The 20243-nt window shown below is 70.6% G+C and carries 18 protein-coding genes; 10 read left to right on the forward strand and 8 right to left on the reverse strand.

From position 1 onward, the window contains the following. Positions 1 to 62: 62 nt before the first annotated feature. Positions 63 to 554 (reverse strand): hypothetical protein, encoded by a 492-nt coding sequence (locus ACT3UL_RS00875; RefSeq protein ID WP_444576168.1) that lies wholly within the window; start codon positions 552 to 554, stop codon positions 63 to 65. 323 nt (positions 555 to 877) lie between these two features. On the opposite strand from ACT3UL_RS00875, the gene ACT3UL_RS00880 reads away from it, so the two are divergent. Beyond that, a complete protein-coding gene (locus ACT3UL_RS00880; protein WP_444576170.1) occupies positions 878 to 1360 on the forward strand; it encodes a CarD family transcriptional regulator in 483 nt (160 codons plus the stop codon). 14 nt (positions 1361 to 1374) lie between these two features. After that, positions 1375 to 2199 carry a 2-C-methyl-D-erythritol 4-phosphate cytidylyltransferase gene (locus ACT3UL_RS00885; protein ID WP_444576171.1) on the forward strand — a complete coding sequence of 275 codons (825 nt, stop codon included), beginning with the start codon at positions 1375 to 1377 and terminating at the stop codon, positions 2197 to 2199. A gap of 93 nt (positions 2200 to 2292) precedes the next feature. Here ACT3UL_RS00885 and ACT3UL_RS00890 read toward each other — a convergent pair whose 3' ends face one another. Together ACT3UL_RS00890 and ACT3UL_RS00895 are read right to left on the reverse strand one after the other, a co-directional pair. Further along, positions 2293 to 2604, reverse strand: a complete 312-nt coding sequence (locus ACT3UL_RS00890; protein WP_193117880.1) for a hypothetical protein — start codon at positions 2602 to 2604, stop codon at positions 2293 to 2295. 10 nt (positions 2605 to 2614) lie between these two features. Continuing rightward, positions 2615 to 3370: an IspD/TarI family cytidylyltransferase gene (locus ACT3UL_RS00895; protein WP_444576173.1), complete on the reverse strand. Its 756-nt coding sequence runs from the start codon at positions 3368 to 3370 to the stop codon at positions 2615 to 2617. A gap of 150 nt (positions 3371 to 3520) precedes the next feature. On the opposite strand from ACT3UL_RS00895, the gene ACT3UL_RS00900 reads away from it, so the two are divergent. Genes ACT3UL_RS00900 through ACT3UL_RS00910 form a run of 3 tightly spaced genes read left to right on the forward strand, consistent with a single transcriptional unit; the run spans position 3521 to position 5804 of the window. Beyond that, on the forward strand, positions 3521 to 3820 hold the full coding sequence (locus ACT3UL_RS00900) for a PTS sugar transporter subunit IIB (RefSeq protein ID WP_444576175.1): 300 nt from the start codon (positions 3521 to 3523) through the stop codon (positions 3818 to 3820). Then, complete coding sequence (gene ispF / locus ACT3UL_RS00905) at positions 3820 to 4320, forward strand: 2-C-methyl-D-erythritol 2,4-cyclodiphosphate synthase (protein ID WP_444576176.1); 501 nt, start codon at positions 3820 to 3822, stop codon at positions 4318 to 4320. Before ACT3UL_RS00900 ends, ispF begins: the two co-directional genes overlap by 1 nt. Continuing rightward, the gene (locus ACT3UL_RS00910) at positions 4320 to 5804 is read left to right on the forward strand and encodes a pyridoxal-phosphate dependent enzyme (protein ID WP_444576178.1); all 1485 of its coding nucleotides are present in this window, start codon (positions 4320 to 4322) and stop codon (positions 5802 to 5804) included. The genes ispF and ACT3UL_RS00910 overlap by 1 nt, the downstream gene beginning before the upstream one ends. A gap of 206 nt (positions 5805 to 6010) precedes the next feature. Here ACT3UL_RS00910 and galE read toward each other — a convergent pair whose 3' ends face one another. After that, positions 6011 to 7009 carry a UDP-glucose 4-epimerase GalE gene (gene galE / locus ACT3UL_RS00915; RefSeq protein ID WP_444576179.1) on the reverse strand — a complete coding sequence of 333 codons (999 nt, stop codon included), beginning with the start codon at positions 7007 to 7009 and terminating at the stop codon, positions 6011 to 6013. 146 nt (positions 7010 to 7155) lie between these two features. Continuing rightward, positions 7156 to 8625, reverse strand: coding sequence for a GuaB1 family IMP dehydrogenase-related protein (locus ACT3UL_RS00920; RefSeq protein ID WP_444576181.1), 1470 nt, complete (start codon positions 8623 to 8625; stop codon positions 7156 to 7158). Between the two features lie 998 nt (positions 8626 to 9623). Here ACT3UL_RS00920 and ACT3UL_RS00925 point away from each other — a divergent pair. Beyond that, positions 9624 to 11471, forward strand: coding sequence for an LCP family protein (locus ACT3UL_RS00925; protein ID WP_444576182.1), 1848 nt, complete (start codon positions 9624 to 9626; stop codon positions 11469 to 11471). A 63-nt stretch (positions 11472 to 11534) separates the two neighbouring features. On the opposite strand, the gene ACT3UL_RS00930 is transcribed toward ACT3UL_RS00925, so the two are convergent. Next, positions 11535 to 12962 (reverse strand): mycothione reductase, encoded by a 1428-nt coding sequence (locus ACT3UL_RS00930; protein ID WP_444576184.1) that lies wholly within the window; start codon positions 12960 to 12962, stop codon positions 11535 to 11537. Positions 12963 to 13082: 120 nt separating this feature from the next. Here ACT3UL_RS00930 and ACT3UL_RS00935 point away from each other — a divergent pair, with 120 nt between their 5' ends. The 4 genes from ACT3UL_RS00935 (at position 13083) to ACT3UL_RS00950 (ending at position 18121) form a co-directional block, all read left to right on the forward strand. Beyond that, on the forward strand, positions 13083 to 15494 hold the full coding sequence (locus tag ACT3UL_RS00935; protein ID WP_444576186.1) for an ATP-binding cassette domain-containing protein: 2412 nt from the start codon (positions 13083 to 13085) through the stop codon (positions 15492 to 15494). A 168-nt stretch (positions 15495 to 15662) separates the two neighbouring features. Beyond that, positions 15663 to 16208: a YceI family protein gene (locus ACT3UL_RS00940; protein WP_444576187.1), complete on the forward strand. Its 546-nt coding sequence runs from the start codon at positions 15663 to 15665 to the stop codon at positions 16206 to 16208. Between the two features lie 95 nt (positions 16209 to 16303). Then, positions 16304 to 17233: a putative RNA methyltransferase gene (locus ACT3UL_RS00945; protein ID WP_444576189.1), complete on the forward strand. Its 930-nt coding sequence runs from the start codon at positions 16304 to 16306 to the stop codon at positions 17231 to 17233. A 60-nt stretch (positions 17234 to 17293) separates the two neighbouring features. Further along, a complete protein-coding gene (locus ACT3UL_RS00950) occupies positions 17294 to 18121 on the forward strand; it encodes an HAD hydrolase family protein (RefSeq protein ID WP_444576191.1) in 828 nt (275 codons plus the stop codon). Positions 18122 to 18316: 195 nt separating this feature from the next. On the opposite strand, the gene ACT3UL_RS00955 is transcribed toward ACT3UL_RS00950, so the two are convergent. After that, the gene (locus tag ACT3UL_RS00955; RefSeq protein WP_444576193.1) at positions 18317 to 19138 is read right to left on the reverse strand and encodes a hypothetical protein; all 822 of its coding nucleotides are present in this window, start codon (positions 19136 to 19138) and stop codon (positions 18317 to 18319) included. A 107-nt stretch (positions 19139 to 19245) separates the two neighbouring features. Continuing rightward, positions 19246 to 20199: a C40 family peptidase gene (locus ACT3UL_RS00960; protein ID WP_444576551.1), complete on the reverse strand. Its 954-nt coding sequence runs from the start codon at positions 20197 to 20199 to the stop codon at positions 19246 to 19248. Between the last annotated feature and the right edge of the window lie 44 nt (positions 20200 to 20243).

Here is a 20243-nt window from a genome sequence, read left to right on the forward strand (position 1 = left end):
GACGACGAACGCCCCGCAGCCTGGCTGCGGGGCGTTCGTCATGATGCGCTCGTGCGGAGCGGTCAGCCCTGGGCGGACGTGCTCAGGTGCCCGACGGATCCTTCGAGAACGGGGAGCGTGATCGTCGTGCTCTCGCCGCTGACGGAGACGTCGAGATCGATGAGGGCGCCGGGCTTGACCGGGACCTCCTCGAGGGGGACCTGCTGCTGCCCTTCATCGGGGCCGAGCGCCACCGTCTCGTGCGCGGGGACGGAGACGCTGGTCGAGAAGACGGCGGTGCCGTCGGCGGTTCCTTCGAGGTCGATCGAGATGGTCTCGTCGGAGTAGTTCACGGCCGTTCCGTAGAAGGTCGCAGACCCGTCCTCGCCCACCACGATGAGAGTGTTGCGCATGCCTGCATAGAGGGCGCCGGACTGCTCGAGGTTCGCGTTGGTGCCATCAGCGGCCTCATAGAAGTCGTGCGTCTGCACCGGACTGAGGTACGAGCAGCCGGATGCGGCGAGGGCGAGGCCCACGGCGGCTGCGGAGAGCACAAGACGGCGAGGACGGCGCACGGAGGACTCCTGTTCGATGCCGCTGAGGACGGCGGAAAGTTCTGGGACAGCCCTGACAGGTTACCTCATCGCGAGCACGGATCCGCTCCGCCCGGCGCGGGCTCGGGGCGAGCGTGCCGAACCATGGCCGGACGTCGCGCTCCTCACGTGCGCCACCCCGTCACCGACCCGGGTCATCCGGCCGCACACAACGGTGCGCACGGCACCCGGATTCTCGTCCCCGCACTCGGTGAACCGCCCGTGAACTGCACATTCGCAGAGGATCGCGGATCCTATCACGGCTCAGCGATGCTAGACTGGTCGGCGGAAAGGGGACCCACCACATGAATTTTGCCGTCGGCGAGACAGTCGTCTACCCGCACCATGGGGCCGCACTCATCGAAGAGGTCAAGACCCGCACCATCAAGGGCGAGGACCGCACCTACCTCAAGCTCAAGGTCGCTCAAGGCGATCTGACCATCGAGGTCCCCGCCGACAACGTCGACCTCGTCGGCGTGCGGGACGTGGTGGACAAGGAGGGCCTCGAGGAGGTCTTCGAGGTGCTTCGACTGCCCTACACCGAAGAGCCCACCAACTGGTCGCGCCGCTACAAGGCGAACGTCGAGAAGCTCGCGTCCGGTGACGTCAAGAAAGTCGCCGAGGTCGTCCGCGACCTGTGGCGGCGGGACCAGGACCGCGGCCTCTCGGCCGGGGAGAAGCGCATGCTCGCGAAGGCGCGCCAGATCCTGGTCTCCGAGCTCGCACTCGCGGAGAAGACCGACGAGGCCAACGCCGAGTCGATCCTCGACGAGGTCCTCGCGTCCTGACGCACGGACGAGACATGACAGCTCTCCCGGCCCGGCCGTCCGTCGCCTCCGTGCGACCGGTCGTCCTCGCCCTCGCGCCGCCCGCACCGGGCGTCTCCCACGGGACCACCCTTCCGTGCCTGGAGACGCTCGGCGGTTCGCGGCTCATCGAACGCCTCCTCGGCACGCTGGCCGAGGTCGGCCTGCCGAGCACGGTCGTCGTCGCCCCCCATGACGCCGTCACGGCGCTGCGCCTCCTCCTGGGCGATCGGTGCCGGGTGATCGGCAGCTCAGGCGATCGTCGCGAGGCGCTGACCGCCGCCCTGGGCGCCGCCGATGACGACCTCCTGCTCCTCCACGACGCCGAGCGCGCCCTCACCCCGGCCTCCACCGTCTCCGAGGTCCTCGCCGCCCTCGATGCGCAGACCGATGCCGTGCTCCCGGTCGTGGCGATGACCGATTCCGTGAAGGATGTCCGTCCGGACGGGCTGCGCAACATCGATCGCTCCACCGTGGTCGGTATGCAGAGCCCCCGGCTCCTGCGGCGCGAGGTGCTCGAGAGTGCTCTGGCCCGGCCGATGCCCGATCCCGGCTCCGACGCTCCGGGGACTCCGGGAGCTCCGCGTCCCACGGACACGGTCGCGGACTCACCCGGTATCAGTGGCGGTGTCGGTGGAGGTGGCGGCCAGCGCTTCGACGAGATCCTGGCGGCCCTCGGCAACGGAGCCGCCGTGCGCACGGTGCACGGATCGCACTCGGGTTTCGCCGTGGTGGATCGGCTCAGCCTCTGGCAGGCGCAGATCTCCCTCGGGCTGGCCCGGGACACCTCGCACTGTTACGGCCTCGCCCGCCGGGCCTGAGCCCCGCAGGCCGCGCGCCGGACCTCGCTCGCCTCAGCCCTCCCGGCCTCAGTCCTCCCGGTCTCAGTCCTCCCGGTCTCAGTCCTCCCGGCCTCAGTCCTCCCGGCGGCTGCGCCAGACCGTCCGGAACTCCTCGACCATCCGCAGAGGCTTCGACAGCGTCCGCTGCGGAAGACTGGTGGCGAGCTCGCCAGGGTCACGACGGAACCTGCGCATCAGCCGACCGGGCTTGCTGGAGATCCGCTGGCGGAGATCCGGGAGGTACTCGTCGGAGACGTCCAGACGGGTCACCGCCCCACAGCCGGTGCACTGGATCTCCGAGACGAACCGCCCCGCATACACGACCACGTGCTCCGCCTCCTGATCACAGGCGGTGCATCGCAGGAAGCTCTCCTCGACAGCCATCAGTTCCTCCTCACCCTGTCCTCAAACCTAGCGCGGTCACCACGTCCTGGGCCAGGAGCAGATCCTGCGCATAGGTGATCTTGAAGTTGGTCTCCTCGCCGCGCACCCAGGTCACCGGGATCGTCGTGTACTCCTCGGCGCACGAGGCGGTGTCGGTGCCGACGAATCCGTCGCGGGCCGCGGCCTCGTAGGCGTCCAGGATCGTCGCGGCGTCGAACCCCTGCGGGGTCTGCACCCTGACCAGCGTGTCCAGCGTGCTCGCCCCCTCCGCGGCGAGCTCGCCCGTCCCGGCGACCGGAGCGATCTCGGTGGCCGGGATCCCCGGCACCGCTCCCCCGGTCTCGCGGGCGGCATGCAGCACGGCGGCCGCCAGCCCATGGGAGACCAGGGGCCGCGCGGCATCGTGGATGAGCACGGTGTCGATCACCCCGGCATCGATGCGGTCGGCCAGGTGCCGCAGGGCGAGCAGCTCCGACTCCTGCCGGGTGTCGCCGCCGGTGATGATCTCGAGGCGGAGGTCCGTCTCGCGGCCGGCGAGGAAGCGCGCATGCTCGAGATCCTCAGGGCGCACGACGAAGACGAGGATGCCCACCCCTTCGACGGTGCCGAGGGTGTTGATCCCCCAGCTGGCGATGCTGCGTCCCGCCAGAGGCAGGAAAGCCTTGTTGATCCCGGCCCCTACACGGGTCCCCGATCCACCGGCCAGCACCACACCTGCGGCGCGGCCGCGGCGGCGGGAGGCACGGAGTCGACGGGTCTGGGTCACGCAGGCATCGTAGACGGCTGGGAGTCCCCCGTGCGCCGCCCGCCCTACTCGTGACAGAATCGACTGTTGCCGAGTGCGCTCACGATCCCTTGCTCCCGTCCGTCACGGAGCCGGTGACCGCCTCCCACCATCGACCTTCCAGGAGTCCGAATGCTGACCATCGCCATCGTGTGCGGCGCGGGGATCGCGACCTCCGCGCTGGTCGCGGAGCATGTGCGCGATCACATCGCCTCCCGCAGCCGCGAAGCCCATGTCGTGCAGGCCACCGTGATGGACCTGCTCTCGCCCGATTTCCACGCCGACCTCGTCGTCAGCACCGTCGACCTCCCCGCCGCCCTCGGCATCCCGCAGATCTCCGGGATGCCCCTGCTGCTGGGGACCAACCCCCAGGTGACCTACGACGACATCGATCGTCTGCTGGCACGGATCGACGAGCAGGGTACCGCTTGATGACGGCCCGATCCGGGCTGCCGCGCGTCGGTCTCGGAGTGGATGTCCACGCCTTCGCCGCCGAGGACGCCCCCCGCGAGCTCTGGGTCGCGGGGCTGCGATGGGAGGGCGAGCGCGGTCTGGCCGGGCACTCCGATGCGGACGTCGCCTGCCATGCGGCCTGCGATGCCCTGTTCTCGGCTGCGGGCCTCGGCGACCTCGGCACGCACTTCGGGGTCGACCGTCCGGAATGGGCCGGCGCCTCGGGGACGAGACTCCTGGAAGAGGCCGCACGGTCCGTCCGTGAGGCCGGATTCACCATCGGCAACATCTCGGTCCAGGTGATCGGCAACCGCCCCCGGCTGTCCGCCCGCCGCGACGAGGCCTGCGCCGCGATGTCCGCGGCCGTCGGCGCCCCGGTGTCGGTCTCCGGCAGCACGACGGACGCGCTCGGCCTGACCGGACGCGGCGAAGGTGTCGCCGCGATGGCGACCGCCCTGATCATCGCCGAGGAGGAGTGATGTCGATGCCCCTGGCCGATCTGTCGCTGCCCGACCTGCCCGTGACCGCCGCCGAGGTGGAGGCCGCTGCCGAGCGCCTCGCCCCGGTGCTCCGGCGCACCCCGTTGGAGTACAGCGAGCGGCTGAGCGCGCGTGCCGGGGTCCCCGTCTGGCTCAAGCGCGAGGATCTGCAATCGGTGCGCTCCTACAAGCTGCGCGGCGCGCACCTTTTCCTCGATTCCCTCGACGCGCAGGCCAGGGAGGCCGGTGTGGTCGCCGCGAGCGCCGGCAACCATGCCCAGGGTGTCGCCCGGGCCTGCCGAGCCCTCGGGATCCAGGGCCGCATCTACGTGCCGAGCACCACGCCGCGCCAGAAGCGCGAGCGGATCACCGCGATCGGCGCAGACCTCGTGCAGCTGATCCTCGTCGGGGACACCTTCGACGACGCGGCCGAGGCCGCGGCCGCGGATGCGGAGCGCACAGGGGCCACCCTGGTGCCGCCCTTCGATCATCCTCTGATCATGGCCGGTCAGGGCACCGTGGCGCTGGAGGCGGTGGACCAGCTGCGCAGCGAGCACGGCCGGGAGCCCGGCACGATGGTGCTCCCGATCGGTGGCGGCGGCCTGATCGGCGGCTGCGGTGCCTGGCTGCGGGAGCGCCTCCCGTCGGTGCGGATCGTCGGGGTCGAGCCCGCCGGCGCCGCGTCCATGGCTGCTGCCGTGCGCGTCGGACATCCGGTGACGCTGCAGGAGATGGATCGTTTCGTGGACGGCGCCGCCGTGCGTCGGGTCGGGTCGGAGCCGCTGCGCGTGGTCACGGCGATCCAGCCGGAGCTGGTGGGCGTCGACGAGGGTGCCGTGTGCACGGAGATGCTCTCGCTCTACCAGGTCGACGGGATCATCGCGGAGCCGGCGGGGGCGCTGGCCGCGACGGCCGTCGCCACCGGGACGATCCAGCATCTCGGATACCAGGACCAGGAGTCCGCGGATCGGGCGGCTGCCGCTCAGGCCGCCGCCGATCAGGACTCTGCACGTCGGGCGCTCGACCAGGACCCCGAGGACCCGGACTCCCTGGGACCGGATTCCCCGGATCGGGACTCCCGGGAACCGACCTCCCCGGCATCGGGCGCGGGTGACTCCCCCGACGGCTCCGGGACCGGTGACATCATCGTGGTGATCTCCGGCGGCAACAACGATGTCTCCCGGTATCACGAGGTCATCGAGCGCTCCCTCGTGCACGAGGGCTTCAAGCACTACTTCCTGGTCACCTTCCGGCAGGAGCCCGGAGCGCTGCGCCGATTCCTGGACCGGGTGCTGGGGCCGAACGACGACATCGTCCTGTTCGACTACATCAAGCGCAACAACCGTGAGCAGGGCCCTGCTCTGGTGGGGCTCGAGATCGGTGATCGCGCGGATCTCGAACCGCTCATGTCCCGCATGGCGGCCTCGAACATGGAGATCGAACGGGTCGACCCCAGCGACCCCATCTATCGCTACCTCACCTGAGTGCATGACGGGGCCCACGGACCGCCCGCCGACGCACGAGCCCACGAGCCCACGAGCCCACGAGCCCACGAGCCCACGAGCCCACGAGCCCACGAGCCCACGAGCCCACGAGCCCACGAAAAGTGTGGCCTGAGGACCGATGCTGAACCGCGCATCGATCCACAAACCGCATCACTCGACAGCCCGATCCATGGGCGGGACCCGGATCAGGCCTCGGGGTAGGCCTCCACGTCCGGGGCGATGCTCTGCGCGCGGGCCTCGACGGCGGAGCGCACGATGTCGTCCAGGCCATGCTCGGACTTCCACCCCAGCTGCTGGGCGATGCGGTCGCCGGAGCAGATCAGGCGGGCCGGGTCACCGGCGCGGCGCTCCCCGATCTCGGGGATGATCTCGGTCCCCTGGGCGCGGGCGATCGCGTCGATCACCTCGAGCACGCTGGAGCCCTCGCCGGTGCCGACGTTGAACACACGATGCGGGCGGTCCTCGCCCCGCAGGTAGTCCAGCGCCGCGATGTGCGCGTGGGCGAGGTCGAGCACGTGGACGTAGTCGCGGATGCACGTGCCGTCGGGGGTGTCGTAGTCGTCGCCGAAGACGATCGGAGCCTTGCCCTGCTCGAGGCGGTCCAGCACGATCGGCACGAGGTTCATCACGGCGGTATCCGCGAGCTCGGGCCAGCCGGCACCGGCCACGTTGAAGTAGCGCAGGGCGACGGTGCGCATGTCGTGGGCCCGCTCGGAATCGGCCAGCATCCACTCCCCGACGTACTTGGTCGCGCCGTAGGGGTTGATCGGCTGCGGGGTGAGGTCCTCGGTCACGAGGTCCACGTCCGGTACGCCGTAGACGGCCGCCGACGAGGAGAAGACCACGTCGCGCACCTCGGCGCTCGCGCAGGCGGCCAGCACGTTGGCCAGTCCTCCGATGTTGTCGTGCCAGTACATCTCGGGGTTCGCGACGGACTCGCCGACCTGCTTGTGCGCGGCGAAATGGATCACCGAATCGGCTCCGGACGCCCGCAGGTGGAAGGCGAGCTTCTCGCTCGCATCGGACCCGGTGATGTCGAGCTCGACCAGCTCGGCGCCCTTCGTGCGCTCCAGGATCCCCGTGGAGAGGTTGTCGACCACGACCACCTTCTGCCCCTGCTCCAGGAGGAGTCGCACCACGTGCGACCCGATGTATCCAGCGCCACCGATCACGAGAGTTGTCATACCCGGAATCCTACCGGGCCGGTGCAGGTCGGAGCCGCCGCGACCACGGCCCGCAGACGCCGACCGCGGTCGCTGTCCGCGGCCGCCGACCATGGTCGCTGACCGAGGTCCGCGACCGCGGCGGCTCCGAGAGGGATCTGCGTCCGTCAGCTCCAGGAGCTGGACACGGGCCGACCCTCGGCGTAGCCCGCTGCTCCCTGCAGGCCGATGACGGCCCGCTCGCGGAACTCGGGCGTGCTGCTCGCCCCGGCGTAGGTGTAGGACGAGCGCACGCCGGCCATGATCTCGTCGAGCAGGTCCTCGACGCCGCCCTTGCCCTCGGCGAGGAACATGCGTGAGGTGGAGATGCCCTCCTCGAACAGTCCCTTGCGGGCGCGCGCGAAAGCGTCCTCGTGCGCGGTGCGATGGGAGACGGCGCGCTTGGAGGCCATGCCGAAGTTCTCCTTGTAACGCCGCCCCTTCTCGTCCGTGCGCATCTGTCCCGGGGACTCGTAGGTGCCGGCGAACCAGGAGCCGATCATGACGTTGGAGGCCCCGGCGGCGAGCGCGAGCGCGACGTCGCGAGGATGGCGCACGCCGCCGTCGGCCCACACGTGGCCGCCCAGCCGGCGCGCCTCGGCGGCGCACTCCAGGACGGCGGAGAACTGGGGGCGGCCGACGCCCGTCATCATGCGGGTGGTGCACATGGCGCCCGGACCCACGCCGACCTTGACGATGTCGGCTCCGGCCTCGATGAGCTCGCGGGTGCCCTCTGCCGTGACGACGTTCCCGGCGGCCAGACGCACCGGCGTCGACGTGCGGTCCCCGATCACGCCGCGCGCGGTGCGCAGCGCCTCGATCATCTTGTCCTGGTGGCCGTGGGCGGTGTCGAGCACGATCACGTCGGCGCCCGCCCTGACCAGCTCCTCCACCCGGGCCGCGACGTCGGCGTTGATGCCGACCGCGACGGCGATCCGCAGGCCGCCGTCCGCGTCGACCGCGGGACGGTAGATGGTCGAGCGCAGCACGCCGGTGGCGGTCAGGACGCCCCGCAGGGCACCGCCCTCGCTCTCGTCGTCGACGACGATCGCGGCCTCGTGGTGGGTGGCGGCGATGCGGGCGTGCAGCTCAGCGGGGGTGACCTGCAGATCCGCAGGGCGCAGGACGGGCACATCGGCGCTCAGCACGTCACCGACGGCGGAGAAGGAGTCGCGTCCGGCGATCTCCTCGGCGGAGATCGTACCCAGCGGGCGGCGCTGGTCGTCGATCACGACGACGATGCCGTGGGGCCGCTTGGGCAGGAGGTCCGCGGCCTGGCCGAGGGTGCCGTCGGAGGTGAGGGTCAGCGGATGGTCGACGACGTGATCGCGCTGCTTCACGGATCGGATGATCGAGTCCAGTCGTTCCGGGGAGAGATCCTGGGGCAGGACGGCGAGGCCGCCCCGACGGGCCATGACCTCGGCCATACGTCGGCCGGAGACGGCCGTCATGTTCGCGGCGATCAGCGGGATCGTGGTGCCGGTGCCGTCATCGCTGGCGAGGTCGACATCGAATCGGGACGTGATCGCCGAGCGTGCGGGCAGGAAGAAGCAGTCGTCGTACGTGAGGTCCGTCGACGGAGTATGAATCAGGCGCATGGGTCCATGCTACGGATCTCCGGCAGCGGATCGACCTCCACGAGGTTCTCACAAGCGGATGGGGGACGATTCGTCCTCGAGAATCTAGAATGGAGCATATGACGGACCCTTCCTCGGCCTCTCGGCGACGACGCCGTCGATCCGGCAGACATCAGGAGCCGGTCCGACGCGTCCAGTCCACGCCCATGCCGCCAGATGAAGCACGCCGGAACCGCGAGAGCGCGTTCGGTGCTGCGAGCCCGAAGCGCACGTGGCCCGGTGGCGCGCCGTCGGCACCGTCAGCACAGTCGGCCTCGTCGGCAGAGCCTTCGGGGTCCGCCCCTCCCCTGCCGGCGGTCCCGCCGTCGGCCGGACGCTCCGCGACTTCTGCGCCTTCCGCATCCAGCACTCCTGCCGCACCTGCTGCACCTGCTGCACCTGCTGCCCCTAGCCGGACTGCTTCGCCTGGCTCGTCTGCCTCGCCTGGCGCACCCTCCGCGTCCGACATTCCCTCCGCGCGTCGTGACGACGCAGAGCCGGTCGTGCCTGCGCAGCCGCTGCAGCCTGCTCAGCCGCTGGAGCCCTCAGAGCCGGTGGGACCTGCCGCTCCGGTCGCGCCTGCAACAGCTGCCGCGCCTGTCGACCGACCGCCACGACGCCCGCGCGGCCGCCGTGCCGCGTTCCAGCTCCCCGAGGAGGGATCCGGGGCTGCATCTGCCCAGCACCCCTCGTTCGACGAGGACGCTGCACACCAGGATGCCTGGAGCACGCAGAGCCCCGCTCCTGCGAGTCCCGTGAGCCCTGCGGCGGCCCCGGAGCGCTCGTACTCCTTCTCCGAAGCGCGACCTTTCCCGTCGTCCGCACGTCGCGCCCGCCGGGCAGACCCTGCGCGGCCGACGGCGACCCCCGATTCACCCCCTTCCGGTACCCCAGCATCGGCGGCGAGCGGTCCCGACGACCATCGAGCACCGTCGGCCGCTGCGGCCGTCGGGGCAGCCGGCATGGTCGGAGCAGCTGGCGTGGCCGGGGCAACCGCGGCGTCCGGCGCCGAGGAATCGGCGCCCTCCGCGTCTGCGAGCAGGGGCGGCGAATCCTCTGGTCCCGATCCTGATCGCCGCGCCCCCGCAGGGGCTGAGGACGGCCCCACGGGTTCCGAGGTTCCCACCGGGCCCGACGACGCACTCGCTCCCACGGGATCCGGCGGCCCTGGCGGCCCCGGCGGCCCCGGCGGCCCCGGCGACGACGAGGATCGCCCCGACGGACCTGACGATGACGGCCACGTCCCGGAAGGCTCCGACGACGAGGGGTCGCTGCCGAAGGTGGCGATGTGGACCGTCCTGACGACGATCCTCCCGGGATCCGGACTGCTCACCACGCACCGTCGTCGCCTCGGCTGGATCCTGCTGGCCGTCCTCGTCCTCACCGTGGTGCTCGTGGCGGCGTTCCTCGTGATCGGCGACCCGCTGCGCACCGGCATGATGCTGCTGACCCATCGCACCGTCCTGATCGGGATCATGGCCACGATCGGCCTGGTCGGAGTGGTCTGGGCGCTGCAGATCGTGCTCGCGAACCTCGCGCACACCAAGCGGCAGCGGCTCGAGGGGACCAAGCGCTATATCGCCCTGGCGCTGGCCGCCCTGATGGTGGTCGCCGTGGCGATGCCGTTCGGTCGCGGGGTCCAGTCGCTCTGGGCCGCTCAAGGGCTGCTCGGCTCGAAGTCCGTGTTCGCGGGCGGCGAGGGTCGCGAACACCCCTTCGTCGAGGGCAAGGATCCCTGGGCGAACACGGAGCGCGTGAACATCCTGATGCTCGGCCAGGACTCCGGCGAGGACCGCACCGGCACCCGCCCGGACACGATCATGATGGCGTCGGTCGACACCGCCACCGGCAGGACCGCCCTGTTCTCCATCCCGCGCAACCTCGAGAAGGTCCGCTTCCCCAAGGGGACCACCGCGGCGAAGGAGTTCCCGGACGGTTTCGACTACTTCGGCAAGAACCAGGACCTCATCAACGCCGTATGGACCTGGGCGGAGGACCGCCCCGACCTCTTCCCGGGCGATCCCAATCCCGGACTGACCGCGACGACCTGGGCCGTCGAGGAGACCCTCGGGCTGGAGAGCGACTACTACGCGATGGTCAACCTCCAGGGCTTCGAGGACCTCGTCAACGCCATCGACGGGGTGGACCTCGTCGTGGAACGGCGGATCCCGATCGGCGGCGGCGTCAACCAGGCCACGGGCGGGAAGTACCCGGTGACGGGCTACATCGAACCCGGCGAGCAGAAGCTCGACGGATATCACGCCCTCTGGTACGCCCGTTCCCGCGAAGGATCCAACGACTTCAACCGCATGTGCCGCCAGCAGCGCATGGTGCGCGCGGTGACCGAGGAATCGGATCCCACGACCCTGGCCATGTCGATCCCCGGTCTGGTGACCGCCACCGAGGAGAACATCCAGACCGACATCCCGGTCGCGAACCTCAGTGCGTTCGTGGATCTCGCCCTGCGCATCAAGGATGGCGGCTTCGAGTCCTACCCGATCACCCCGGACGTGACGCCGTCCGGCAATCCGGACTGGGACTACCTCAAGGAGTGGACGGCCGCCTCGATCGAGGACTCCATGGCGAAGGACGAGCCGGAGTCCGTGCTCGGAGAGACGAAGCCCGGCTCGAGCGACCCCGCCGCGACGGCGGACGATCCCGAGGAGAGCAAGGTCGCAGACGGCGAGGGCGAGGCGCCGACCGAAGAGTCCCCGGACTCCTCGGCGACGACGGACGAAGCGGAGTCCGAGAAGGCGAAGCCCGGCAAGGGCCCCACGGTCGATCAGGACCCTCTGAAGTCCTGCCTGCCGGGCGCCGAGCAAGGCTGACCCGCAGCGCACGAGGACGGGGCCGGTTCCGCACCAGCGGATCCGGCCCCGTCCTCGTGCTCGTCAGTCCAGCAGCTGCAGCAGGGCGTTCTCGACCAGCTCCGGCATCGCCGGATGGATCCAGTACTGGGTGGTGGCGATGTCGCGGGCGGTCTGCCCGGTGCTCATCGCCTGGATCAGCAGCTGGACCAGCGTGGTGGCCTCGGGGCCGATCAGATGGGCGCCGAGGATCTCGGTCGTCTCCGCGTCCGCGATGATCTTCGCGAAGCCGCTGGTGTCCTCCATCGCCCAGCCGTAAGCGATCGAGGCGTACTCCTGGACGCCGACCTTCACCGTGCGTCCGCTCTCGCGGGCCGTGGCCTCGTCCATCCCCACCCATGCCACCTGTGGGTGGGTGAAGACGCCGCTGGGGATCGGCATCGTGTCGGAGCGCCGCAGATCCTCTGGGTGCAGGACGTTGTGGCGCACGATCCGCTGCTCGTGGTTGGCGACGTGCTTGAGCTGATGCGCGCTGGAGAGGTCCCCGAGCGCCCAGATGCCCTCGAGCGTCTCCCCGCCGCCCTGGACCCGCTGGAACTCGTCGACCACCACCCGGCCGTCCTCGGTGGTGTCGATCCCGGCGGCGTCGACGTCCAGCAGGTCGGAGTTGGGCCGACGGCCGACGGCCACCAGCAGCTCCTCGGCCTCCAGCACGACGTCCTCGCCGTCGCGACGGCCGCGCAGCTCCACCCCGGCCGCGGTGCGTCGCACGGAGGTCGTGCCGAATCCGGTCTCGAGGTGGAGGCGCTCGCCGAGGATCTCGGTGAGGCGGGCCGAGACGTCGGCGTCGGCCGCGCGCAGCACACGTTCGGAGCGGGCGATGAGCGTGACCTCGACCCCGAGGGAGGCGAACACGTGCGCCATCTCCACCGCGATCACGCCGGAGCCGAGGATGGCCAGAGACGCCGGCAGCTGGTCGATCCGCATGATCGTGTCCGAGGTGTGCGGGGCGGCGTCGGCCAGGCCGTCGATGGGTGGGAGGACGGGCCGGGAACCGGCACCGAGCACGATCGTGTCGGCGGTGATCGTGCGCTCGCCGCCGTCGGCGTCGAGCACGTGGAGCGTCTTCGCCCCGGTGAAGGAGGCGGTGCCGCGCACCAGTGTCAGGTTGGCGTTGTCCTCGTGATCACGGCGGTACTCCTCGCCGCCGTGGGTGATCGGGTCGATGCGGCCGAAGATGCGGTCGCGGATCGCCGGCCAGTCCACCGCCTGGAGCTGCTCGGTCAGGCCGAAGCGGCCGGACTCCGCCGGGGTCGCCGCCAGGTTCGCGGTGTGCACGAACATCTTGGTCGGGATGCAGCCGAGGTTCAGGCAGGTCCCGCCGAAGACATGGTCCGGGCCCACCCCTCGGTCGATCTGCACGATGCTGCGGTCGGAGAGGTCAGGGCCCGGGAACGAGTTCGAAGACCCGGAGCCGATCAGGGCGATGTCGTAATGCGTAGTGTCGGTCACCGCCCCAGGCTAGCCCTCCTCCAGGTCGATGCAGGCGGCCGGCGCCGAGGGTGCCCGCAGCAGCGTGAGGATATTATCGAGGACTGCAGGAACCGACCGGAAGCGATCCTCGGAGGACCGATGACCACCGTCACCCCTCGCAGCGCCCCCGCCGACGCCCACGACGTGATCCGCGTCCGGGGTGCTCGGGAGAACAACCTGCGCGGCATCTCCCTGGACATCCCCAAGCGACGCCTGACCGTGTTCACCGGCGTCTCGGGATCGGGCAAGAGCTCCCTGGTCTTCGGCACCATCGCCGCGGAGTCGCAGCGGATGATCAACGAGACCTACAGCTCGTTCATCCAAGGGTTCATGGCGTCGCTCGCCCGGCCCGACGTGGACGACCTGCAGGGTCTGACCACCGCGATCATCGTGGACCAGGAGCGGATGGGAGCGAACGTGCGCTCCACCGTCGGGACGGTCACCGACGCCAACGCCTACCTGCGCACCCTGTTCTCCACGCTCGCCGAGCCGCACGTCGGCGGTCCGGGCGCCTACTCCTTCAACGTCCCCAGCGTCACGGCCGCCGGAGCGATGACCGTGCAGAAGGGGGCGAAGACGATCGCGGAGAGGACGAGCTTCTCGCGGGTGGGCGGCATGTGCCCGCGCTGCGAGGGCATGGGACACATCTCCGACGTGGACCTCGCCGAGCTGTACGACGAGAACCTGTCGCTGGACGAGGGCCCCTTCACGATCCCCAACTACGCCGCCGGCGGCTGGTACGTGAAGATCTTCGCGTCCTCCGGGTTCTTCCCCTCCGACAAGCCCATCGCCTCCTTCACGAAGCGGCAGCTCCACGACTTCCTGTACAAGGAGCCCACGAAGGTCACGATCGACGGGGTGAACATGACCTATGAGGGCCTGATCCCGAAGATCCAGAAGTCGATCCTCAGCAAGGACCGCGACGCCCTCCAGCCCCATGTCCGGGCCTTCGTGGACCGTGCGGTGAAGTTCGTGACCTGCCCCGAGTGCGAAGGCTCCCGGCTCGCAGAGCATGCCCGCACGTCCCTGATCGACGGCGTCTCGATCGCGGACGTCACCGCCTGGCAGATCACCGATCTGGCCATCTGGGTCGAGGAGCTGCGCGAGCGTCATCAGGGGCCGACGGTCTCCCCGCTGCTGACGAACCTCTCCGCCCTGCTGTCCTCCTTCGTAACGATCGGGCTGGGCTACCTCTCCCTCGACCGCCCGTCGGGCACCCTGTCCGGCGGCGAGTCCCAGCGCACCAAGATGATCCGTCACCTCGGCTCCGCCCTGACCGACGTCACCTATGTCTTCGACGAGCCCACGATCGGGCTCCATCCCCATGACATCGCCACGATGAACCAGCTGCTGCTCGCACTGCGGGACAAGAGCAACACGGTGCTGGTGGTCGAGCACAAGCCCGAGACGATCGCGATCGCGGACCATGCCGTCGACCTCGGTCCGCGGGCGGGCTCCCACGGCGGCGAGCTCCAGTACGAGGGCGATGTGGCCGGGCTGCGCGCCTCGGACACCCTCACCGGACGCCACCTCGATCGCCGGGCGACCCTCAAGGAGCAGACCCGCGAGCGGACCGGTGCCCTCGAGATCCGGGGCGCGGACCAGCACAACCTCCGCGACGTCGACGTCGACATCCCGCTCGGCGTGCTCACCGTGATCACCGGCGTCGCCGGGTCCGGCAAGAGCTCTCTCGTGCACGGCTCGCTCCCCCGCGACGCGGAGGTCACCGTGGTCGACCAGGGGGCGATCCGCGGCTCCCGACGGTCCAACCCCGCGACCTACACGGGTCTGCTGGAGCCGATCCGCAAGGCCTTCGCGAAGGCCAACGGCGTGAAGCCCGCCCTGTTCTCGAACAACTCCGAGGGTGCCTGCCCGGTCTGCAAGGGCGCCGGGGTGATCTTCACGGAGCTGGGGTTCATGGAGACCGTCTCGACCCCCTGCGAGGAGTGCGAGGGCCGACGCTTCCAGGCGGCCGTCCTGCAGTACACGCTCGGCGACGCCCACGGCGGCGCGAGGAACATCGCCGATGTGCTGGAGATGTCCGTCGAACAGGCGCTCGCGTTCTTCTCCTCCCCGGGAGCGTCGGTGCCCGCGGCCGCGAAGATGCTGGGGCACCTGGACGAGGTGGGGCTCGGCTATCTGACCATCGGCCAGGCGCTGACCACGCTCTCGGGCGGGGAGCGCCAGCGTCTCAAGCTCGCCACCCACCTGGGTGAGAGGACCGGGATCCTCCTGCTCGACGAGCCGACGACGGGCCTGCATCTCGCGGACGTCGACGCCCTGCTCGCCCTGCTGGACCGACTCGTGGAGTCCGGGCGGAGCGTGATCGTCATCGAGCATCACCAGGCGGTGATGGCCCATGCGGACTGGATCATCGACCTCGGACCCGGGGCCGGGACCGAGGGCGGACGCATCGTGTTCGAGGGGACCCCGGCCCAGCTGGTCGAGTCCGGGAGCACCGTGACCGGTGAGCACCTGGCGCGCGCCGTGAGCGAGGCAGATCACCTCTGAGGCCCCTGCGTGGGCGGGGTGACGAAGCAGGTCGATGGGTGCTGGTAGGTTCCGAGGCGACCCATCGGTCGACGCCTGCGGCCTCGGCCTGCGTCGACCCGCACGCCGAACGCTCCGCGGACGTACGGCGACGATCATCTGAAGTCCAACTCATCGAAGAGGCACTCCATGACCGACACCACGCTCACCGGGACCTGGGACATCGACCCGTCCCACACCCGCATCGGGTTCGCCACCCGCCATGCGATGGTCACCCGCGTGCGGGGCGCCTTCAACGACGTCACCGGACAGATCGAGATCAATCTCGAGGATCCCTCCCTCAGCCGCGCTGAGCTCACCGTACAGATGACCAGCGTCGATACTCGCAGCCAGCAGCGCGACGACCACCTGCACAGCACGGACTTCTTCGACACCGAGACCTACCCCGAGATGGCCTTCTCCTCGACCCGCATCGAGGAGGTCGACGAGGACAGCTTCATCGTCACCGGGGATCTGACGATCAAGGACCGGACCCGCAGCATCGGGGTCCCGCTGCGCTTCATGGGCATCGACACCGATCCCTTCGGCAACGTGCGCGCCGGCTTCGAGGGCTCGCGCCGTATCGATCGCCGCGACTGGGGCATCTCCTGGAACACCCCGCTGGATTCCGGCGGACTCCTGGTCAGCGACCGCATCCAGCTCGAGTTCGAACTCTCCCTGATCAAGCAGGTCTGACCCTCAGGGCCGGACGGAGATGGCCTGACGAACCGCCCCGGCCGACAGGACCGGGCGAAGCGTAGCCCGCCCGCGGGAGAACGTACCCTTCTGAGATGTCCTCCCCCGTACCCCCGGCCCTGCTCGACGCCCTCGACGTGCTGCGCTGTCCCCAATGCGGTGACGGCCTCGAGCCGGCGGAGCACGCGCTGCGCTGCCCGCGACGGCACACCTTCGACGTGGCGCGCGCCGGGTACGTCTCGCTGCTCGGCGGCGGCGGGGCCATCAGCGGGGACGACGACGAGATGGCTCGCGCCCGGCAGCGCTTCCTCGACTCCGGAGCCTACGAACCGCTGCTCGCGGGGATCACGGACCTCGCCGCCGAGACCGTCCCGGCGCTCGAGGACAGCTCGACGATCCTCGACGCAGGCTGCGGGACGGGCTACTACCTCGGTGGATCGCTGGACCGTTTCCCGGCCGCACGGGGCCTCGGCTTCGACACGTCCTCGAGATCCCTGCGCTTCGCCGCCCGCGCCCACGAGCGCGCCGCCGCGTACAGCGGCGACGTCTTCGCCCGCTTCCCCCTCGCGGACGGCAGCGTGGACCTCCTCCTGGACGCCTTCGCGCCCCGCAACCCCGCCGAGTTCGCCCGGGTCCTGCGCCCGCAGGGCCGGCTCGTCGTCGTCCGCCCCACAGGCGCGCACCTCGCCGAGCTGCGCGAGATCGTCCCGCAGATGGTGACCGTGGACCCGCGCAAGGAGGAGCGCCTGCACGCCGCCCTGGACCCGCTCTTCGCCACCGCGGCGCAGCGCGAGGTGACCTACCAGGTGAGCGTGGACGAGGCGAGGATCCGCGATCTGATCGCCATGACGCCGAGCGCCCGTCACGTGGAGGAGGCGCAGCTGGCCGCAGCACTGGCCGCGGCTCTGGACGGGGCCCCCGGCGACACCCTCGACGAAGCCCTCGACGAAGCCCCTGACGCACAGCACTCCCCCGTGTTCTCGGTCACGGTCTCCGTCCTGGTCAGCGCGCACCGTCGGCTCTGATCCCACGGGGCACCGACTAGGCTGGTCTCTCCACATCACGACGTTCCTGAGGAGACCTCTGTGGCCGACCGCCGCTGCGTGTTCATCGATTTCGACGGCACCTTCGCCGACCAGGGCGTCGCCCCTCTCGAGCACGCCGAGGCAGTCGCCCGGGCGCGCGCGAACGGGCACCTCATCCTGCTCAGCACGGGCCGGCCGGCCTCGATCGTGGCCCCCGAGGTCGCCGCGCTCTTCGACGGCGTGATCTCCTCCGCCGGCGGCCACGTCCGCGTCGGGGACGAGGTGCTGCACGACGAGCGCTTCCCGGCCGCCCTGGGCCGACGCGCCGCCGAGGTGCTGGAGCGCCATGACGTGGCCTTCGCGCTCGAGGCCCCTGAGGCGCTGTGGTGCTCGTCGTCGGCCTCGAGGCGCATCCGTGCCCGGATGGCGGATCCCGCGCCTCACGCCGCTGCCGGCATCGGCAACGGCCCCCGCGACATCGTCGACGCCGTCCGTGTCCCCGAGGATCTCGGGGCCTGCTCCTTCGCGAAGATCTCACTGTGGGAGTCCCGGGTGCCCGTCGAGCAGCTGGCGGCGGAGATCGGTCCGGAGATCGGCGCCCTGCCCAACTCCATCACGTCCGAGGACACCAGCTCCGGTGAGCTGCATCTGCTCACGGTCGACAAGGCCGACGGGCTGCGCCGCACGGTCGAGCACCTCGGCCTGGACCTCGCCGCGACCGTCGCGATCGGGGACGGGCTGAACGACCTGGGCATGCTGCGTGCGGCCGGGACCGGGATCTCGATCGCGGGCGCCCGCGACGAGGTCCGCGACGCCGCCCTCTTCGAGGTCCCCGGCCCGTCGGAGCACGGGATCGTCACGGCCTTCGAGCGGCTCGGCCTCCTCTGACCCGACTCGTCTGACCCGGGCCCTCTGACGCGAGCTCTGGCGACCCCGCCCGAGGTGACCCGGCCCAAGGCGACCCGGCCCCTGGGACGGGAGGTGCGGGTATCGCCGCCCCTGGGACGGGAGGTGCGGGTGTCGCCGCCCCTGCTCGGCGGCACCTGTCCGTCCCTGCTCGTCCCGTCGGTCCCGCTCGTCCCCCTAGTCCCGGCGGTGCACGCCCACCAGCACGAGCCCGACGGTCGCGATGAGTGCGCCGACGCCGAGGATGATCACGCCCTGCGGCATCACGTCGGCGGCGAACTGCGTCTCGAAGGCCTGCACGATCGGCCCGAGGAAGTCCGCCTGATCGATGGAGTTCGGCACCAGCGTGCCGATCGTGCCGGCGAGCAGGCAGGTGAGCGCGCCGGCGATGATCCCCGCCACGCCGGCCAGCGCGAGCATTGCCCGACGATGGGCGGCGACGAGCAGCGCGAGCGCCGCGAGGACCAGCGCTGCGGGGCCGGCCCAGGAGAACCAGGGCGCGACCGTGTGCGCCGTGGTGAGCACGGGGACATCCGGGATCGTGGTCAGGGTGATGGTGGCGTTCTCGGGTCGAGGGATCTTGACCGGGAGCGACCCGTCGACGGCGTCGAGCATCTGCTCGATGACCGGGGAGAGATCCACCTCGAGGTCGCTCGCTCCGGGAGTGAACAGGCCCTCGTGCAGGTCTCGCATGGTGCCGTCCCACAGCGTCGCGTATCCCTGCGTGCCCGTGAGCTTCGGGGCCTGGTCCTGGATCAGCGGCGCGACCTGGTCCGCGACCCAGCCGGGGATCCTGTCGTCGTCCAGGACCTTCTCGACGGCGCTGTCGGAGATGTCGCGCTGGATCGCCTCATCGGCGGCGAGAGGCTCGGTGATGGCGAGGAAGCCGCTCTGCTCGACGACGTTCCGGTCGATCCAGGCACCGGAGAGCCAGAGGGCACCCAGGAGCAGGGCTCCGGTCAGCAGGAGGGCGGCGAGGAGATCACGGGCAGAAGACACCCTGACACGGTACCGGCGCCCTATGGGAGCGCACAGCATCCGGCCCGGAAATGGGAGCGACCCCGCACCACCTCAGTGGCACGGGGTCGCGATCAGTGCTGAACGGGTCAGCTGCCGACGCGGACGAAGGTCCAGCTGCCCGAGTAGATGTTGCGCTCGGTGGTGTCGACGCGGGAGTTCCCGGCGTCGACGAACTTGTTGCCGCCGGCGTAGATGCCGATGTGACCCGGCTTGTACACGAGGTCGCCGGGCTTCGCCTCGGAGCGCGGGATGACGGTGCCCGACGCGCCCTGGGCGTTGGCCCCGCGCGGCAGGTCGATGCCGTGCTGCGCGTAGACCCACTGCACGAAGCCGGAGCAGTCCCAGCCCGAGGTGGACGTGCCGCCGAAGACGTACGGCGTCCCGATGCCCGAACGGGCGGTGGCGAGGATGGAGCTGCCCTTGCTGGCGGAGGGTGCCGGAGCGGACTTCTCCTTCTTCTTCTCGGAGGAGCTATCGCTGGAGCTGCTGGACTCGCGGGAGCTGCTGGACTCGCCGGAGTTGTTCGAGCTGCTGGAGTCATTCGACTCGGTGGAGTCGTTCGAGGTGCCCGTGCGCTCGTTCGAGCGGTCGGCGCTGTCGTCCTCGTCGCGGGTCTCGGTCTGCTGCTGGTCCTGCGCCTCGGCTTCAGCGGCCTCGGCCTGAGCGGCCTCCTCAGCGGCGCGCTCCTCCTCGGCGGCTGCCTCAGCAGCGGCGATCTCCGCTTCCGTGGGACCGACCTCGACGGAGATCGATCCGCCGGCCGGGGCGAAGGAGGGAGCATCGGCCGTGGTCGTGGTCGTGGGCGCGGCCTCGGTCGTGGCGTCAGCGGTCGTGACGTCCGCAGCGACACCGGCGACGGGGATCTCGACGGCGGGAGCGGCCACCGGAGCGATGACGGCGGGGCCGGCCTGCGGGGCGACCGGGGCCTCGGCCTGCGGCTCGGCGGTGGCTGCAGCTGCGCCGCCGAAGAGCATCGCGGCGGCCATCGCAGCACCGGCGGTCGCGCGACCGGCGCGGACCACGGGGGTCACCGTCCGCATGCTGCGGCGGTGAGTGTTGTTCACAGTGTTCGACACGTTTCGGC

The sequence above is a fragment of the Brachybacterium sp. 107 genome (assembly GCF_052379725.1).
In the GTDB taxonomy this organism is placed as follows: domain Bacteria; phylum Actinomycetota; class Actinomycetes; order Actinomycetales; family Dermabacteraceae; genus Brachybacterium.

Coding starts and splice junctions, on each gene's coding strand:
- ACT3UL_RS00880 (WP_444576170.1), top strand. CDS start 878: ATGAATTTTGCCGTCGGCGAGACAGTCGTCTACCCGCACCATGGGGCC.
- ACT3UL_RS00885 (WP_444576171.1), top strand. CDS start 1,375: ATGACAGCTCTCCCGGCCCGGCCGTCCGTCGCCTCCGTGCGACCGGTC.
- ACT3UL_RS00890 (WP_193117880.1), bottom strand. CDS start 2,604: ATGGCTGTCGAGGAGAGCTTCCTGCGATGCACCGCCTGTGATCAGGAG.
- ACT3UL_RS00900 (WP_444576175.1), top strand. CDS start 3,521: ATGCTGACCATCGCCATCGTGTGCGGCGCGGGGATCGCGACCTCCGCG.
- ispF (WP_444576176.1), top strand. CDS start 3,820: ATGACGGCCCGATCCGGGCTGCCGCGCGTCGGTCTCGGAGTGGATGTC.
- ACT3UL_RS00910 (WP_444576178.1), top strand. CDS start 4,320: ATGTCGATGCCCCTGGCCGATCTGTCGCTGCCCGACCTGCCCGTGACC.
- galE (WP_444576179.1), bottom strand. CDS start 7,009: ATGACAACTCTCGTGATCGGTGGCGCTGGATACATCGGGTCGCACGTG.
- ACT3UL_RS00920 (WP_444576181.1), bottom strand. CDS start 8,625: ATGCGCCTGATTCATACTCCGTCGACGGACCTCACGTACGACGACTGC.
- ACT3UL_RS00935 (WP_444576186.1), top strand. CDS start 13,083: ATGACCACCGTCACCCCTCGCAGCGCCCCCGCCGACGCCCACGACGTG.
- ACT3UL_RS00940 (WP_444576187.1), top strand. CDS start 15,663: ATGACCGACACCACGCTCACCGGGACCTGGGACATCGACCCGTCCCAC.
- ACT3UL_RS00945 (WP_444576189.1), top strand. CDS start 16,304: ATGTCCTCCCCCGTACCCCCGGCCCTGCTCGACGCCCTCGACGTGCTG.
- ACT3UL_RS00960 (WP_444576551.1), bottom strand. CDS start 20,199: ATGCGGACGGTGACCCCCGTGGTCCGCGCCGGTCGCGCGACCGCCGGT.